Annotated in this window: 18 protein-coding genes and 1 other RNA gene; 6 read left to right on the top strand and 13 right to left on the bottom strand. The window is 31.7% G+C overall.

Features of this window, described 5'->3' with window-relative positions; translation table 11 throughout:
- Positions 1 to 4 precede the first annotated feature (4 nt).
- The gene (lnsA, locus tag HMPREF2642_RS06950; RefSeq protein ID WP_030064984.1) at positions 5 to 589 is read left to right on the top strand and encodes a lipoprotein N-acylation protein LnsA; all 585 of its coding nucleotides are present in this window, start codon (positions 5 to 7) and stop codon (positions 587 to 589) included.
- A 62-nt stretch (positions 590 to 651) separates the two neighbouring features.
- Here lnsA and HMPREF2642_RS06945 read toward each other — a convergent pair whose 3' ends face one another.
- Complete coding sequence (locus HMPREF2642_RS06945; protein WP_002433190.1) at positions 652 to 885, bottom strand: hypothetical protein; 234 nt, start codon at positions 883 to 885, stop codon at positions 652 to 654.
- 133 nt (positions 886 to 1,018) lie between these two features.
- Positions 1,019 to 1,624: a GNAT family N-acetyltransferase gene (locus HMPREF2642_RS06940; protein WP_070597743.1), complete on the bottom strand. Its 606-nt coding sequence runs from the start codon at positions 1,622 to 1,624 to the stop codon at positions 1,019 to 1,021.
- Between the two features lie 180 nt (positions 1,625 to 1,804).
- Here HMPREF2642_RS06940 and HMPREF2642_RS06935 point away from each other — a divergent pair, with 180 nt between their 5' ends.
- The 3 genes from HMPREF2642_RS06935 to HMPREF2642_RS06925 all read left to right on the top strand — a co-directional run bounded on the left by HMPREF2642_RS06935 (position 1,805) and on the right by HMPREF2642_RS06925 (position 3,204).
- On the top strand, positions 1,805 to 2,551 hold the full coding sequence (locus HMPREF2642_RS06935) for a poly-gamma-glutamate hydrolase family protein (protein WP_023350637.1): 747 nt from the start codon (positions 1,805 to 1,807) through the stop codon (positions 2,549 to 2,551).
- A 120-nt stretch (positions 2,552 to 2,671) separates the two neighbouring features.
- On the top strand, positions 2,672 to 2,956 hold the full coding sequence (locus HMPREF2642_RS06930; RefSeq protein WP_030064982.1) for a hypothetical protein: 285 nt from the start codon (positions 2,672 to 2,674) through the stop codon (positions 2,954 to 2,956).
- 23 nt (positions 2,957 to 2,979) lie between these two features.
- A complete protein-coding gene (locus HMPREF2642_RS06925) occupies positions 2,980 to 3,204 on the top strand; it encodes a hypothetical protein (protein ID WP_002433282.1) in 225 nt (74 codons plus the stop codon).
- A gap of 309 nt (positions 3,205 to 3,513) precedes the next feature.
- Here HMPREF2642_RS06925 and HMPREF2642_RS06920 read toward each other — a convergent pair whose 3' ends face one another.
- Both HMPREF2642_RS06920 and HMPREF2642_RS06915 read right to left on the bottom strand, forming a co-directional pair.
- The gene (locus HMPREF2642_RS06920) at positions 3,514 to 4,248 is read right to left on the bottom strand and encodes an SGNH/GDSL hydrolase family protein (protein WP_030064980.1); all 735 of its coding nucleotides are present in this window, start codon (positions 4,246 to 4,248) and stop codon (positions 3,514 to 3,516) included.
- Positions 4,249 to 4,369: 121 nt separating this feature from the next.
- Complete coding sequence (locus HMPREF2642_RS06915) at positions 4,370 to 4,570, bottom strand: cold-shock protein (RefSeq protein ID WP_002433447.1); 201 nt, start codon at positions 4,568 to 4,570, stop codon at positions 4,370 to 4,372.
- 785 nt (positions 4,571 to 5,355) lie between these two features.
- Here HMPREF2642_RS06915 and HMPREF2642_RS11945 point away from each other — a divergent pair.
- On the top strand, positions 5,356 to 5,424 hold the full coding sequence (locus HMPREF2642_RS11945) for an epsilon family phenol-soluble modulin (RefSeq protein ID WP_095658921.1): 69 nt from the start codon (positions 5,356 to 5,358) through the stop codon (positions 5,422 to 5,424).
- Positions 5,425 to 5,576: 152 nt separating this feature from the next.
- Positions 5,577 to 6,149 carry a hypothetical protein gene (locus HMPREF2642_RS06910; RefSeq protein ID WP_030061196.1) on the top strand — a complete coding sequence of 191 codons (573 nt, stop codon included), beginning with the start codon at positions 5,577 to 5,579 and terminating at the stop codon, positions 6,147 to 6,149.
- Between the two features lie 121 nt (positions 6,150 to 6,270).
- Here the strand turns inward: HMPREF2642_RS06910 and HMPREF2642_RS06905 are convergent, their stop codons facing one another.
- From HMPREF2642_RS06905 to gpmI, 9 genes are all read right to left on the bottom strand, one after another.
- Positions 6,271 to 6,702 carry a GNAT family N-acetyltransferase gene (locus tag HMPREF2642_RS06905; RefSeq protein WP_030061194.1) on the bottom strand — a complete coding sequence of 144 codons (432 nt, stop codon included), beginning with the start codon at positions 6,700 to 6,702 and terminating at the stop codon, positions 6,271 to 6,273.
- Between the two features lie 92 nt (positions 6,703 to 6,794).
- Positions 6,795 to 7,156: a transfer-messenger RNA gene (gene ssrA, locus HMPREF2642_RS06900) on the bottom strand.
- A gap of 119 nt (positions 7,157 to 7,275) precedes the next feature.
- Complete coding sequence (gene smpB, locus HMPREF2642_RS06895; protein ID WP_002433363.1) at positions 7,276 to 7,746, bottom strand: SsrA-binding protein SmpB; 471 nt, start codon at positions 7,744 to 7,746, stop codon at positions 7,276 to 7,278.
- A 24-nt stretch (positions 7,747 to 7,770) separates the two neighbouring features.
- Complete coding sequence (rnr, locus tag HMPREF2642_RS06890) at positions 7,771 to 10,149, bottom strand: ribonuclease R (RefSeq protein ID WP_070597742.1); 2,379 nt, start codon at positions 10,147 to 10,149, stop codon at positions 7,771 to 7,773.
- A gap of 30 nt (positions 10,150 to 10,179) precedes the next feature.
- Positions 10,180 to 10,920, bottom strand: coding sequence for an alpha/beta hydrolase (locus HMPREF2642_RS06885; RefSeq protein ID WP_002433145.1), 741 nt, complete (start codon positions 10,918 to 10,920; stop codon positions 10,180 to 10,182).
- 314 nt (positions 10,921 to 11,234) lie between these two features.
- The gene (gene secG, locus HMPREF2642_RS06880) at positions 11,235 to 11,468 is read right to left on the bottom strand and encodes a preprotein translocase subunit SecG (protein WP_002433475.1); all 234 of its coding nucleotides are present in this window, start codon (positions 11,466 to 11,468) and stop codon (positions 11,235 to 11,237) included.
- Positions 11,469 to 11,536: 68 nt separating this feature from the next.
- Positions 11,537 to 11,995: a hypothetical protein gene (locus HMPREF2642_RS06875; protein ID WP_030061190.1), complete on the bottom strand. Its 459-nt coding sequence runs from the start codon at positions 11,993 to 11,995 to the stop codon at positions 11,537 to 11,539.
- A 198-nt stretch (positions 11,996 to 12,193) separates the two neighbouring features.
- Entirely contained in the window at positions 12,194 to 13,498 is a 1,305-nt protein-coding gene (gene eno, locus HMPREF2642_RS06870; protein ID WP_002432982.1) for a surface-displayed alpha-enolase, read from the bottom strand.
- Positions 13,499 to 13,633: 135 nt separating this feature from the next.
- Positions 13,634 to 15,151, bottom strand: coding sequence for a 2,3-bisphosphoglycerate-independent phosphoglycerate mutase (gpmI, locus tag HMPREF2642_RS06865; protein WP_002433081.1), 1,518 nt, complete (start codon positions 15,149 to 15,151; stop codon positions 13,634 to 13,636).
- Positions 15,152 to 15,153: the final 2 nt, after the last annotated feature.

Below are 15,153 nucleotides of genomic sequence, written 5' to 3'. Positions count from 1 at the left end.
ATAAATGAAAACTAAATATAAACTTACCATTCTATTTATAACTTTGGTTATAGTACTTTTAATTTTATTTTCAATAAACGTCTTCAATAAAGATAAAGAATCTTATGAAAGCATAGACACTAAAGAATTTAAACTTAAACCGGGCGACATTATCATTACTAAAGGCCCTGTATTATTCGGGTTCTTCGGCCATTCAAGTATAGCCATAGATGAAGATACTGTGCTTCAAATTGAAGGCCCTGGTGATCAACCTATAACCGAATCATTTGAATCATATCAACGGCGTTTCGGTACTGGAAAAGACGATTGGATAAAAGTGTATCGTAGTGTAAAACCAGATGCTGGTCAAAAAGCAGCAAATTGGGTAAAACGTAATTACGAAAATAGTGATAGCCGATATCTCGTTACGCTAAATTTGAAAAGTCAAAAATTCACTTATTGCACTAAAATAATTTATCAAGCTTACAAATACGGTGTAGATAAAAATGCTGTAAGTGATCATGGATTATACATCATTTCACCATATGCATTAAAAGATAATTTTACACATGACTATCGTTTAAAGTTAGTTAAAAATATTAAAAATTAAACCCTCCAGACAATAGTTAAGGTAAATGAATAACCTATTGTTTAAGGAGGGTTTTTATAAAATTAAACTTCTTTAAAATAGTTAACGAATTGCTCATTTCTATCTAAAAGGTCTAAATAAGAAATAGAGCTAAATGGGATAATTCGTGTGCAATTCTTAAGCGGATAGATGATAATCTCATTTTCATAATCGACGTGAATATCATTCTCCAATACGATTTTCTTATTTCCAACGACCACCGCGACTGCTTTAAAACTATCATCATTCAAATATCTTCTTAATAATTCTTTATCCATAACAACATCACATCCCTTTATTATAAAATAGCACATTATTGTTAAGGGAGTGTGAAAACAATCTAATTATTTAATTAATTCATAATATTTTTAGAAAATATCGCTTTAGTTTGGATATCACTTAGAACTTTCACTAAAGATTCTTTCTCATCTTAAATAAATAAAATGGCGATTGATTGATTTCTCCTACAATCGAAAAACCGAATTTTTTATAGACGCTTAGAGCTTTCTTATTATCTTGAACTACTGTTAATGAAATTTTGTCAAAACCATCATTGATAGCAAGACGTTCAGCAAATTTTAATAATTTCGTACCAACGCCCTTACCTCTGGCTTTCGGGAGAGTTGCAAGCATACTCACATGAAATTCATCTTTCTCTCCTTCATCCATTGTAATTAGAGAATATATCTTTTTGAAATTGGATAAAATAATTTTTAATGATTTCAATTTTTTCATTTTGATGATTTCAAGCACAGTTTGAAACATTGATTTTTCTAATTTGACTAATGAGGTACAAGTTATAGCACCTAAAACTTGTCCCTCTTCTTTTGCTACATAAGAAATATCATGACTAAATCGGTTACCCTTCTTTTGCCATAATTGCTGTAACTGTTTATTTAATCGTTCATTCGATGTCTCTCCTAAAATAACTGTTGCCATTTCATCAATGGCTAAATGAGTTAATCTTCCTCCTTCTTTGTCACTTGATTGAGCACTTTTAATCTGAATGTCCTCCACTTTATCACCTTCGTAAATTATTTTTAAAATAAAAAATACATTGAATTAACAATAATTGTTTACCCTATTAAAGTAAGTTCAATTATTTTTATATAGAAAATAAAAGATGAAATACTTGTTTATTTAATAAAATCATTGTTATCATTTATGAGTTAAATTATTGAAAACAAAGGAGATATAATGAGCAATAAAGGCAGTCTATATTCCATACTTTATTATTTAGCTATAGCGTTAATTGTCATCACTATCATAGTAGTGGTTTTGATTTTCTATAACACTAGAAAATCAGCTTCTAAACCTTCAAGCGATCGCTATAGTGATTTTGAAGAATTAAAAAAGAATACCACTAAAAACAAGGATTGGAGAATTGTGACGAAACATAGAAAGGATAATAATATTTTACTTACAGCCATTCACGGTGGTGGAATAGAACCAGGTACAACAGAACTTGCAAGACGTGTATCGAACGTAGGTAAATATAACTTTTATTCTTTTGAAGGTTTACGTAAACATAATAATGATCAACTTCACGTGACTTCAACGAATTACGATGAACCGAAATTAATTAATATGTTAGAAAAATCGAATGAGACAATTTCAATTCATGGTTCTTCTGGAGATGACCCTATCGTGTATATAGGTGGAAAAGATACTAAAATGGCAAAAGCGATTGCGAAGGCATTACGTAAGAAAGATTTTACCGTTAAAGAGAGTCCGAAAGAAATTAATGCGCAATCTGATGATAATTTTGTAAATAAAAATGATACAGATTCAGGAGTACAACTCGAATTGACCACTGCACAGCGCGAGGAATTTTTCAAACATCATAAATTAGATAAAACAACGCGAGGTAATCCTAAAAAATATACTAGAGATTTTTATAAGTTTGCGAACGCTGTAGAAAAAGGTATAAAAAAAGCAAAATAAACTCAAATGACCTTCTACCTACATATAAAAATTTTTATTAAAAATCATTTTTTTCAGCGTTTCTACAAGTACGTATCTAGGGTATAAAGTGATATGTATTTTGTGTGGAGGGATTAATATATGGATGAATTAACTAAAGAACAAAAATATACAGTCGCAAAGTTTTATAAATTATATATGGAACGTTCAAATGAAGGATTATCTGAAGAACAATCTAACGACTTCAAAGATTCTATAACTACTCAAGATGATTATTTCTGTGACCGTGAATATGAAGATTTTATTCATAACTGTAAAGTACTTATAGAAGATGGCTATCTTGAAGGTGATATTGAAGATCAAACGATTTATAATATTAAATTAACTACCAAAGCTTTTACAGAAATTGAAAAAAGCTTTGGTTAGTATTTTTAGTAAGGTGATTTTTAATGGATAATTGGAAAATTGATAATCATTCAAATCGCAAATTTTTAATTCAAAAAAATGAGGGTGAATTATCAATTGTAGAACCATTAGATAATGGTGCATTTAAAATACTTGCTGAAATTAACTTATCTAATGAAAATGATGTGAATATTTATGACAGTCATTTATATGTTTCAGTAAGCCTAGAACAAGAAGAAATTTGTATATTTGATAACAACAATACGTAATCTTTAAAAATTGCGATAATTCTATATTTAATGAATTATCAATTTATGTTAACAGAACTTTAATAATTATTTTATTATTGTCAAACTAATAAAATAGCCATAAATATAGTTTTATGGTACTCTATATGTGTTGCACTCTGTGAGTGTTTAACATTACTTCTTGTTGTCGCCGTACAGACTTTAATTTTCGTCATTATTAAAGCGCTGTACAGGCGATTTTTTTATAATGAAGACAAAATAATTCAAAAAGGATATCACTTTGGGCCTATATAAATAAGAAATTAAAAAAGCTGCGATATGCAGCTTTTTTTATAATATCTCATCTAATTGTTTTACTAAGATAGGTGTATATAAATAACGGTACCCTTTTTTGGTTGGATGTGAATCATCTGCCATCATTTCTTTATCACTTTCAGCTAATTTATTAATTTCATCATTATTAAAAATATCAATAATATGTATATCCCATTTTGTTTTAAGTGGATAAAGATGATTAACTAACTGCTTATAAGTTAGATCATTTTCTCTAATACAGGTATAAAAGATGATTGGACAATGCCATTTAGTATGAACATACTTAATAATATATTCAATCGCACCTAATGTCGTCTCAGTATCAAAACTTTCAAGGTCAAAAGACTGACTCATTTCACCAATTTCATAACCAAATCTTGCATCATTCGTAGATAACTGTATTACAACAGCATCAATTTTAGTATTCACAAAATTTAACTTTCTGAGTCGATTTAAATAACTATTTACATTTTTCCCAGCTAATGTTGTGCCTGATTTAGCCTCTTTGATTCCTTTTACTTCATATTCTGTTGTGAGATATTCAACAAAAGAGATTCCTTTCGAAGCCGCACCATAAGTTATAGAAGACCCTAAAAAGATAATTTTTTTCCCATTAAGATTATCATCTTCTTTTTTCATATCAATTTTTGGATTATAGTAATCTTTATTCCCATTGATAATATTGAAAATGTTCTTCAATGACTTCAACATCGTTGGTACTTCATTCAATATCATTTTTGCTTTATGCATGTATTTCTCCTTATACTTATTTATATTGAAAATTTACTGGTTTATATATTTTAGCATTTTATTAGATTAAGGATACCATCTTACAAAAAAAGCCCTCCTAAGAGGGCTTTAAAACTTTTAATTACATTTTAACAACGTTCGCTGCTTGTTCACCACGTTCGCCTTCAACAATGTCGAATTCAACGTTTTGACCTTCTTCTAAAGACTTATAACCGTCTTCTACGATTGCTGAGAAATGAACGAATACGTCCCCGCCATTTTCTCTTTCGATGAATCCAAAGCCTTTTTCTGAATTAAACCATTTAACTGTACCGTTATTCATATAGAATACCTCCATGTGCTGTTGCACTAAATATTTGTAACAAATCCATTAATTAAAAGAGAATATTCTATAAAAATAATTCCACAATCAACTTCACGTTCTTTATTACTTAACATTCACTATACGCTTATTTTGAAATAAGTAAAGTCTTTTCCAGGAATTTCTTAAATTAATTTATATTTCAAATTTTTAAAGATAACTATTTATCATCACATATACCATAACTATTAAATAAAATGATTATCACAAAGATAAAGTTATAGTTAATGTGACTTTTTAAATTGCACAAAAATAAGTAGCTAAAGTAGAAATTAAATAAAATTATACAGTTAGGAATTCAAAATTATCTCAATTTTTAATTTTTTCACACAAAAGAACCATATATAATTATTTGCGCATTAACCACCAAAATCTCCAATACTTGCTATATGATATACACATAATCAATTAATTGGAGGTGCTTATAAATGTTCATCTTTGATTTATTAAAAAAAGGAATTCAATTCTTTAAAGACGTATTTGGTAAATAATATTTTTGAGTAGTAGTGGTGCCCTTCATTATTGAAGGGTACTTTTTTTATATAATAAATCCCTAGTATCCTTATAATAAATATTGAATGAATTTGTTATTAATTTTTAGAATTAACAGAAAAGAATTCAAAGTTATTAAATATATACTAAAAAACTACATTTATGAATAATTTTTTACTACTTTTGAAATAATTAACAAAAATTACTCTAATAATAATATACTACAGCTAACAAATACATAGGAGGTGAGTCAAATGTTCATCGTTAACTTAATCAAAAAAGCAATCGAATTCTTCAAAGGTTTATTTGGTAACAAAAAATAATTAATTATCTTCCCCTCTTTCAATAGAGGGGCTTTTTTATTTCATATACAAATAACTCTTTTAAAATTTTACATTAATTTTAAATTAGATTTAACGATTTTGGGTAAAGAAAAATTATCACAATAAAATCATTATTTTAGGAGTGAAATTTAATGAAGAAATTTTTTGCCGTATTATTATCAAGCTTTTTAGTGCTAAGTGCATGTAGTCATAGTGATCATTCAGATAAAAAAGATTCAGATAAAAACAGTTCAAAAACGGAATCTAAAAAGTCGGATAAAAAAGATTCAAAAGGTGATAAAAAAGTTAATAACGCTAAAGATAACATTAAAGACAGTAAATTAGGTAAGAAAAGCAAAGATAAAAGTTCAAAAAGTAAGGATTCAAAACCTAAAAATAAACAAACTAATCAACAATCATCTAATAGCGCATCACAAGCAAACAATACTTCAACTCAACCTCAAAATAATAATGCTAATAACGCTAACAATACTAACGGCAATAACCAAAATTCTTATAACAATCAAGCTAATTCACAAAACCAACAACAAAACCAACAACAAAATCAAACTAACAATACACAACAAAATAATTCCCAAAGACAACAACCATCACAGAATAATCAACAACAATATTCAACTGGCAACAACCAATCTGCAAATAATAGCCAAAGCATGAATAACTCACAAGGACAAACAAATACTAATACCCAAAGAGGATTTTAGAATCACAAAAAGTCATGAATGCTATACCTTTACTTAGCATCCATGACTTTTTTACAAATAAATCAAACTTTCCGTTTAATATTCACATTCAATATTTATATTGAACTTAAGCATCACTTAATTATAACTTAAGATAATATATAGGATAATCTCTTCCTTGTTGATCTTTTAGAGATTCTTTATATTTTTCAAAACCATTCTTTTGATAGAACTTAACCGCGTTATAATTCTCTTTATTAACTTCTACATATCTTACTTGGTCTTCACGAATTAGAGTTTGAAGTATTTGAGTTCCATAGCCCTTTCTAAAATACTTAGGATCTATGAACAACATTTCTAGATTTTGGTCGTTTGTACCTGAAAATCCAATAATTTCATCGTCATCACACCAAAAATAAGCTTCAACATTATTTAAATAATTCGGTATTTCAGGTTTTAACTCTAATCTATCTTTTTCTTTTAAAAAATCATGAGTGCTAATTACAGACTTCTCCCAAATATCTAATACCTTATGATAATCTTTTTTCTCAATTTTTCTTCTAGTTAATGACATATGAATTCCCCTAATCTTTTAAAAATACAGTTAATTAAAATAATACGTATAAAAAATAAAACCCACAACCATATAGGCTGCGGGTTTCAATCATATGGAGACGGCGGGATTCGAACCCGCGTCCAGAGGTCCTGATACACACCTTTCTACGTGTGTAGTCTATTGATTCATTTCGCATAATAGTAAGCAACAGACAACCAGTATTATGCTAGTTTGATTAGTATTCTTCTAAACAGACTTCAAACGGCAGTGTTTAGCATATCCTACTAGGGTTGAATCGCGTTAACAGCACGTAGGAGATGCTGTTAGGCGATGCAGTGTACTATTACGCAGCTACTGCGAAATTATTGTTTGATTTGTCAGTTATATTTACTGAAATGTGTTGATGTCGGAGACAACCCTCCGACACGCTTAGTGTGCTCGAGGGACCCCTGTCGAATCCAAAAACGCCCCCGAAATAATATTAATGACAAATAATAATACAAACAATTTGGTATGACAATATGCGTCATTCATTTAAATAACAACATCATTAATCATACCAAATGGCACCCGTTTAAGCAATACGCATGCTTAATAACGGGCTTTTATCGCACGATCGACATCACGTTTCATCGCTTTATCTTTTAAAGCTTGACGTTTATCGTGAATTTTCTTACCTCGTGCAACGCCTAATAAAACTTTACATTGTCCATGCTTTAAATAAAGTTTTAATGGGATTAGAGAATAGCCAATTTCTCGTGTACGTTCTCCTAATTTAATAATTTCACGCTTATGCAATAATAATTTACGAGAACGTAAAGGATCATGATTAAATCTATTACCTTCTTCATATGGAGCAATATGCATATTATTTAAATACATTTCACCACGTTTAACTTGAGCATAACTATCTTTCAAGTTCGCACTTCCACGTCGTATAGACTTGATTTCGGTACCTTGCAGTGCAATACCCGCTTCAACCGTATCTTCAATGTTATAATCATGTCTTGCTTTACGATTCTCCGCTAAAGTACCTGGTGATTTAGTTTTTTTCTTAGCCATTCATACTCACCTCATCTTTGATGACTATTTTTTCTTACGGCGTGATTTCTTTTTCACGCTTTTATCTTTATAGAATGGTTTATGATTTGTTTTACCTTGTTTATCTTTTTTACGTGCATTCTTACCTTTACGTTGCTTGCGTTTCTTTTTATTGCCTTTGCCATTATTGTCATCTTTAGACTTATCTAATGACTTACCACGTGTTTTTGCTTGAATTGTTTTACCACGTGCTGGACGTTGGGATTTATCATTTTTAGGTAAAGGCATACCCACAATTTGAAAATCAATCATGCGTTCGTCTACATCAACATGAGTGACTTTGACTTTCACTTCATCACCAATGCGGAACACCTTCGCTTGGCGTTCACCTATAAGAGCCATTTGGCGTTCATCAAAATTATAGTAATCATCAGTCATATTAGCAATATGAACCATACCTTCAATTGTATTAGGCAATTCAATAAACATACCAAAGTTAGCAATTGAACTAATGATACCTTCAAATTCATCGCCAATATGTTGAATCATATATTCAGCTTTCTTCAATTCATCTGTATCACGTTCTGCCTCTATAGCACGACGCTCGCGTTGAGACGTGTGTTCAGCAAGTTCTGGCAACGTATCTTCCCAATGTCGTAATTCCTTTTTATCCATAGAGTTCTCTATTAAATATTTACGAATTAATCTATGCACCGTTAAATCAGGATAACGACGAATTGGAGATGTAAAGTGCGTATAATACTCGGCAGATAAGCCGAAATGTCCAAGGTTTACATCGTCATAATGCGCTTGTTGCATTGAACGCAACATCATTGTCGAAATAACCATTTGCTCTGGTCGACCTTCAACTTCTTCTTGAATGTTTTGTAAAGTTGTAGGATGAATATCTTCACCAGTACCTTTAATCATAATACCGAAATTAGTAATAAAGTCGAAGAATTGTCTTAAGCGATCTGACTTAGGTTGCTCATGTACTCGATAGATAAATGGTACTTCCATTTTATTGAAATGCTCTGCCACTGTTTCATTAGCAGCTAGCATGAATGATTCAATTAAACGTTCACCTTCACCACGTTCACGCATTTGAACATCTGTAGGAATACCTTCTTCATTTACTAGCACTTTAGCTTCATTAATATCAAAGTCAATTTCACCACGACGACGTCGCATTTGGATTAAACGATTAGATAAATCTTGCGCTAAATCAAGCATCGGCGTCAAATCTTTATATTGTGCACGAACTTGAGGATCTTGATCTGTAATAATTTTATTTACAGCATCATAAGTCATACGATAATTAGAATGAATCACGCTATCAAATATTTCATGATTAACGACTTCGCCACGTGCATTAATTTCCATACGACAACTTAACGTTAAGCGGTCGACTTCCGGATTCAATGAACATATACCATTACTTAAACGATGAGGAATCATTGGAATCACTCGGTCTACTAAATAAACGCTTGTCGCTCTATCATATGCTTCCTTATCTAAAGCTGAATCTTCCTTCACATAGTAACTTACATCTGCGATACTTACAGTCAATTCAGTATTACCATTCTTTAATTTCTTAACTGCTATGGCATCATCCAAGTCTTTAGCATCTGCACCATCTATAGTTATTGTTAAATCACTTCTTAAATCACGACGACCTTCAATTTCAGATGGTTCAATTTCTTCAGGAACATCTTCCGCTTCTTTAAGCACGTTATCTGGAAACTCAATTTCTATCCCATGTTGGTAAATGATAGATAAAATATCTACACCTGGATCATTTTTATGACCTAGTATTGCTGAAATATGACCTTCTGGGTTGTCTGTACCATCAGCATATTTAGTAATCTGAACGAGTACTTTATGTCCATCTACAGCACCTAAACTTTGACCTTTAGGAATGAAGATATCTTGCATAATTCGTTTATCATCTGGAATAACAAAACCGAAATGTTTTGCTTCACTATATGTTCCTACCACTTGAGTGACAGAATGTTTCTCAATTGATTTAACTTCACCTTCAACTTTACCTTTATGTTCTCCTCTAGATTTTTGAAGTTCTACAATTACTGTATCGCCATCTAGCGCTCGATTAATTTTAGTTGGAGGAATGAAGACATCTTCCATTTCATCATCTTCTGGTCGAAGAAAAGCGAATCCTTTTTTATTCTGACTTAAAGTTCCTTTGATTAATTTAGAATTGGACTTACTTGATTCTTTCCTTTGATATCTATCTGTCTTAGTTCGTTCGATTAAACCCGTTTGTTCTAGTTCAACGAGCACCTTAATTAAATCTCTAAATGAGTCGGCACTATTTAAACCTAACGCATCTTGAAAATCTGACACTGACATGGGTTCATAGTCAGGTTGTTTAATTATTTCTTCGATGGATTGCTTTAAATTCATTATGCCCCTCCTTTCTTACTTTTAAATTAATTATTCTGTCCAATCTAATGATTCTAAAAATTGATATACATCTTCAAAAACTTGTTCTTTTTCTTTATCAATTGTAATTACATGTCCTGATTCATGATACCATTTGATATCCTTTTCATCAGAATCAACATGTTCATATATATAATTCGCTGATTGAGGATCAATCATTTTATCTTGTTCTGCTTGTATAACAAGAATAGGCTCAATAACCTCGTCTACTTGTTCTTTACCACGAAGTAAAGTTTCACTAAGTTCTTTAAGCGTCTCAGTAGGATGGAAGTCTTTCATTTCTTTATCAATCGTTTCCTGATCTTTGCCTTCATATTTTTTAAAATTACGAGCATAATCAAGGAATCCATCATAAATAGTGTCTTCCGTCTTGCCATCCATAGGAGCACACATCGTTATAATACCCTTCACATCACGATTTAAGCTTAATTTCAATGCGAAGACCCCACCTAGTGATAAACCTGCTACTGCTATTTCATCATAGCCTTGTTCAACCAGGTAGTCATAACCATCTAAAACATCCTTAAACCATACATATGGGCTAGATTTTAAAATTTCCTCCGGCGGTGCTGCATGCCCTTCATATTGAGGTGCATAAGATGTATAACCCTTTTTCTGAAGATAACGACCTAATTGTCTCACATCAGCTGAGTTGCCAGTGAAACCGTGTAATAATAACACAGCTCGTTTTCCTTCTTCAAAAAAGAATGGTCTTGGTAGTTTAATTTGCATGGTTAGAATCCCTCTCCCTTTTTTATTGAGAACTCATTTCTTTATATTTAATCTTGTCTGCTTTCAGGTTGCTATTAGCATAATTTTCATTATAAAAAGAACTTCAATAATGCTTATTAAGCGTCTTTGAACTATTCCCTTATATATAGGTATTAAAAACATCATTATGATACATTATAAAATAAAAAAGCCCGACAAGTATATCGTCGGACTCAGGCTGATAATATTTGTGAGTTATTATAGTTCTTGTTAATCACATCTTCTATCAGACTTGGTTAAGATTCATTAACTTCATTAATACATTATCTTATGGCTTACATACCTAAGTAACTGATACAGAACATAAGTACGAAGAAAATAATAGCTAAAATAATTGTTAATCTATGCAAGAATAAATCGACGCCACGTTGTTTTTGTTTACCAAATAACTGTTCCGCGCCACCACTAATAGCACCTGAAAGTCCATTACTTTTACCTTCTTGGAGTAATACAACAGTCACTAATGCAATACAATCTATAATTAATAAAACGATGATTAATGTATGCATAAAAATTGTCCTCCGTTCATTATATACGAGACGAATTATAACACATCTCTAATAGAGTTATCAAACTTCTATCTATTAAAAGTACTTTTTCTAGCTATCGAAACAACTAACATATAAATCGCTAAAATAATAGAGCCAATTACAACAATGAGTATAGGTAAAACTGCGACAACATTTTTAACATCCAAAATGGCTTGAACAAACATGTATAAATTAACAAGTGTGAATAATGCATTAGAAACATATACAGCAAACATAAACCACCATAAATATGGATGGCGATTCCAAAGTGCCACGACTCCTGCTAAGTATGCAAGAATGTACATTACGCCTGTATATCTATCACTATTTAGAATATTATGTACTGCAGTGTCAGAAGTCTTTTGACCAGCTAAAGATAGCAATGATTTAGCGGTTGTTACATCTAAAACTACAAAATGATGAATGATTAATAAAATACAAAATAATAAAGAACTCATTGCTATTAAGCGGCCAGATCTTTTTTCTCTAACATTTGAATCTGTTATATCTTCCATAATGGTACTCCTTTTTAAAATTACTTTAACTATTATATCAGTTTAATGGGTTAAATTAAACGAGATACGATGTAATAAAAGTATTAAAAAGACCCATTACAGCCTCAACTCTGTAACGGGTCTATAAGTTCTTTAGGGCGTGAAACCTAAAGATTAAAGCGTGAACTCATTTATTTAATATTAGAGATATTATTTGTCTAAATTGTAGAAAGATTTAATTCCATCAAATTTAGCTGTTTCGTATAATTCATCTTCAATACGTAATAATTGATTATACTTAGCAATACGGTCAGTTCTTGATAATGAACCAGTTTTAATTTGACCTGCGTTAGTAGCAACTGCAATGTCAGCAATAGTAGTATCTTCAGTTTCACCTGAACGGTGTGAAACTACAGCTGTGTAACCAGCTTTTTGAGCCATTTCAATTGCTTCAAATGTTTCAGTTAAAGTACCGATTTGGTTAACTTTAATTAAGATAGAGTTACCAATACCTTGGTCAATACCTCTTGATAAGATTTCTGTATTTGTAACGAATAAATCGTCACCTACTAATTGTACTTTATCACCGATACGATCAGTTAATTGCTTCCAACCTTCCCAATCGTTTTCATCCATACCATCTTCGATAGTGATGATTGGATATTTACCAATTAATTCTTCTAAGTAGTCAACTTGTTCTGCTGCGCTACGTTTAGCACCGTGTTCACCTTCGAATTTAGTGTAATCATATACACCATTTTCATAGAATTCTGAAGAAGCACAGTCAAATCCTAAGAATACATCTTCACCTGGTTTATAACCAGCTTTTTCGATAGCTTTGATGATTGTTTCAACAGCATCTTCAGTACCTTCAAATTTAGGAGCGAATCCACCTTCGTCACCAACTGCAGTTTCTAAACCGCGTTCACTAAGGATAGATTTTAAGTTGTGGAAGATTTCAGCACCCCAACGTAATGATTCTTTAAATGATTCAGCACCAACTGGTAAAATCATAAACTCTTGGAAAGCGATTGGTGCATCAGAGTGTGAACCACCGTTAACGATGTTCATCATTGGAACTGGTAATTGTTTACCATTGAATCCACCTAAATATTTATATAAAGGTTGACCTAATAAGTCAGCTGCTGCACGTGCTACTGCGATTGAAACACCTAAAATAGCATTAGCGCCTAATTTACCTTTATTATTTGTACCGTCTAATTGAATCATCATTTTGTCGATAGATACTTGATCTAATACTGAAAATTCACCTTCAACAATTTCTGGTGCGATGATTTCATTAACGTTTTCTACTGCTTTAGTCACACCTTTTCCTAAATAACGTGATTTGTCTCCATCACGTAATTCAACTGCTTCGTGTTCACCAGTAGAAGCACCTGATGGTACTAATGCACGACCGAAAGCACCACTTTCAGTAAGTACTTCAACTTCAACTGTTGGATTACCACGTGAGTCTAAGACTTCGCGAGCGTAAACATCTGTAATAATTGGCATGTTTAATATCTCCTTTAAATATATTATAAAGCTATTATAGCCCTATTTATAATTTTATTAAAATAATTTATTAGCAAGGTTGTAAAATGCGGGAGTACTAAATTTCCTCCCTTAATTTAACATCTAAATTCTGTATTAGTGATTAATTAATGATTCACCAGTCATATCAGAAGGTTGTTCTACATTTAACAAGTCTAATAGTGTAGGAGCTAAATCTCCTAAACGTCCTGTTTCACGTAAAGTTACGCCTTCTTTAGTTACAATTACTGGAACTGGATTTGTAGTGTGCGTAGTCATTGGTTCATCATCATCTGTTAACACTTGATCAGAGTTACCATGGTCAGCAGTGATGATAGCATGACCGTCCATTTCAAGGATCTTATCAACAACTTCGCCTAGACATTCATCTACAGCTTCAATTGCCTTAATTGTAGGTTCAAGCATACCACTATGTCCTACCATGTCAGGATTAGCAAAGTTTAATAGAATTAAATCTAAATCGCCTTTATCTAATTCCTCTAAAAGAGCATCTTTAACTTCATAAGCACTCATTTCTGGTTTTAAATCATATGTCGCAACTTTAGGAGAATCGATTAATCTACGACGCTCTCCTTCGAATTCATCGTTACGACCACCGCTCATAAAGTAAGTTACATGTGGATACTTTTCAGTTTCAGCAATACGTAGTTGTTTTAAGTTATTATTTTGAGCAACTTCCCCGATTGTATTGTGTAAATCAACTTTTTCAAAAACGATTTCAGCGTCTACATCATCGTTATATTTAGTGAATGTTGCATAGAATAAATCTTTAACTTGTTCAACTTCGAAACCATCAAATGCTTGATTAGTGAAAATTTCTGAAAGTTGAGCTGCTCTATCAGGACGGAAGTTATAGAACACAACTGCGTCACCATCATTGACACCATTATTTTGATTATCAATGATAAATGGTTCAACGAATTCGTCAGTAACATCATTGTTGTAATTAGCTTCCACACCTTCTTTGGCTGAAGCATAAGTCGGACCTTCGAAGTTACGGATAGCATTATAAGCTTTTTGTTCACGATCCCAACGTTTATCGCGGTCCATCGCATAATAACGTCCTGATACTGAAGCGAATTGGCCAACGCCTAATTCTTTGAATTTAGCTTCAGTTTCTTCAATATATTTTAGTGCAGATTTTTGATCTACGTCACGTCCATCTAAGAAAGCATGAACATAAACTTTATCTACACCTTGTTTTTTAGCTAATTCTAAGATTGCAAATAAATGTTTATAGTGACTGTGAACACCGCCATCAGATAATAGACCAAATACATGTAGTGCTGAATTATTATCTTTTACATGTTTAACTGCGTTATTTAATACATCGTTTTCAAAGAAATCCCCATCTTCGATAGATTTATTAATACGAGTTAAACTTTGATAAACAATGCGACCTGCACCAATATTCATGTGACCTACTTCCGAGTTACCCATTTGTCCTTCTGGAAGACCTACATCCAAACCACTCGCTTCAATTTGTGTAGTTGGGTATTTATCATAATAGCGATCAAAATTAGGCTTGTTTGCTAATTTTACAGCGTTACCATGTTCACTTTCACGATTTGCAAAACCATCTAAAATGATTAAGGCAGTTGGTTTTTTAGCCATAA

This window comes from Staphylococcus sp. HMSC055A09, from assembly GCF_001809655.1.
GTDB classification, from domain to species: domain Bacteria; phylum Bacillota; class Bacilli; order Staphylococcales; family Staphylococcaceae; genus Staphylococcus; species Staphylococcus capitis.
This window is presented reverse-complemented; position numbering and strand designations above follow the sequence as displayed.

What these genes read in the sequence shown, in the direction of transcription:
- smpB (WP_002433363.1), bottom strand. Translation starts at nt 7,746, where the DNA reads ATGGCTAAGAAAAAAACTAAATCACCAGGTACTTTAGCGGAGAATCGT.
- HMPREF2642_RS06925 (WP_002433282.1), top strand. Translation starts at nt 2,980, where the DNA reads ATGGATAATTGGAAAATTGATAATCATTCAAATCGCAAATTTTTAATT.
- HMPREF2642_RS06910 (WP_030061196.1), top strand. Translation starts at nt 5,577, where the DNA reads ATGAAGAAATTTTTTGCCGTATTATTATCAAGCTTTTTAGTGCTAAGT.
- HMPREF2642_RS06905 (WP_030061194.1), bottom strand. Translation starts at nt 6,702, where the DNA reads ATGTCATTAACTAGAAGAAAAATTGAGAAAAAAGATTATCATAAGGTA.
- HMPREF2642_RS06945 (WP_002433190.1), bottom strand. Translation starts at nt 885, where the DNA reads ATGGATAAAGAATTATTAAGAAGATATTTGAATGATGATAGTTTTAAA.
- secG (WP_002433475.1), bottom strand. Translation starts at nt 11,468, where the DNA reads ATGCATACATTAATCATCGTTTTATTAATTATAGATTGTATTGCATTA.
- gpmI (WP_002433081.1), bottom strand. Translation starts at nt 15,151, where the DNA reads ATGGCTAAAAAACCAACTGCCTTAATCATTTTAGATGGTTTTGCAAAT.
- eno (WP_002432982.1), bottom strand. Translation starts at nt 13,498, where the DNA reads ATGCCAATTATTACAGATGTTTACGCTCGCGAAGTCTTAGACTCACGT.
- HMPREF2642_RS06930 (WP_030064982.1), top strand. Translation starts at nt 2,672, where the DNA reads ATGGATGAATTAACTAAAGAACAAAAATATACAGTCGCAAAGTTTTAT.
- HMPREF2642_RS06915 (WP_002433447.1), bottom strand. Translation starts at nt 4,570, where the DNA reads ATGAATAACGGTACAGTTAAATGGTTTAATTCAGAAAAAGGCTTTGGA.
- rnr (WP_070597742.1), bottom strand. Translation starts at nt 10,149, where the DNA reads ATGAATTTAAAGCAATCCATCGAAGAAATAATTAAACAACCTGACTAT.
- HMPREF2642_RS06885 (WP_002433145.1), bottom strand. Translation starts at nt 10,920, where the DNA reads ATGCAAATTAAACTACCAAGACCATTCTTTTTTGAAGAAGGAAAACGA.
- lnsA (WP_030064984.1), top strand. Translation starts at nt 5, where the DNA reads ATGAAAACTAAATATAAACTTACCATTCTATTTATAACTTTGGTTATA.
- HMPREF2642_RS06920 (WP_030064980.1), bottom strand. Translation starts at nt 4,248, where the DNA reads ATGCATAAAGCAAAAATGATATTGAATGAAGTACCAACGATGTTGAAG.
- HMPREF2642_RS06935 (WP_023350637.1), top strand. Translation starts at nt 1,805, where the DNA reads ATGAGCAATAAAGGCAGTCTATATTCCATACTTTATTATTTAGCTATA.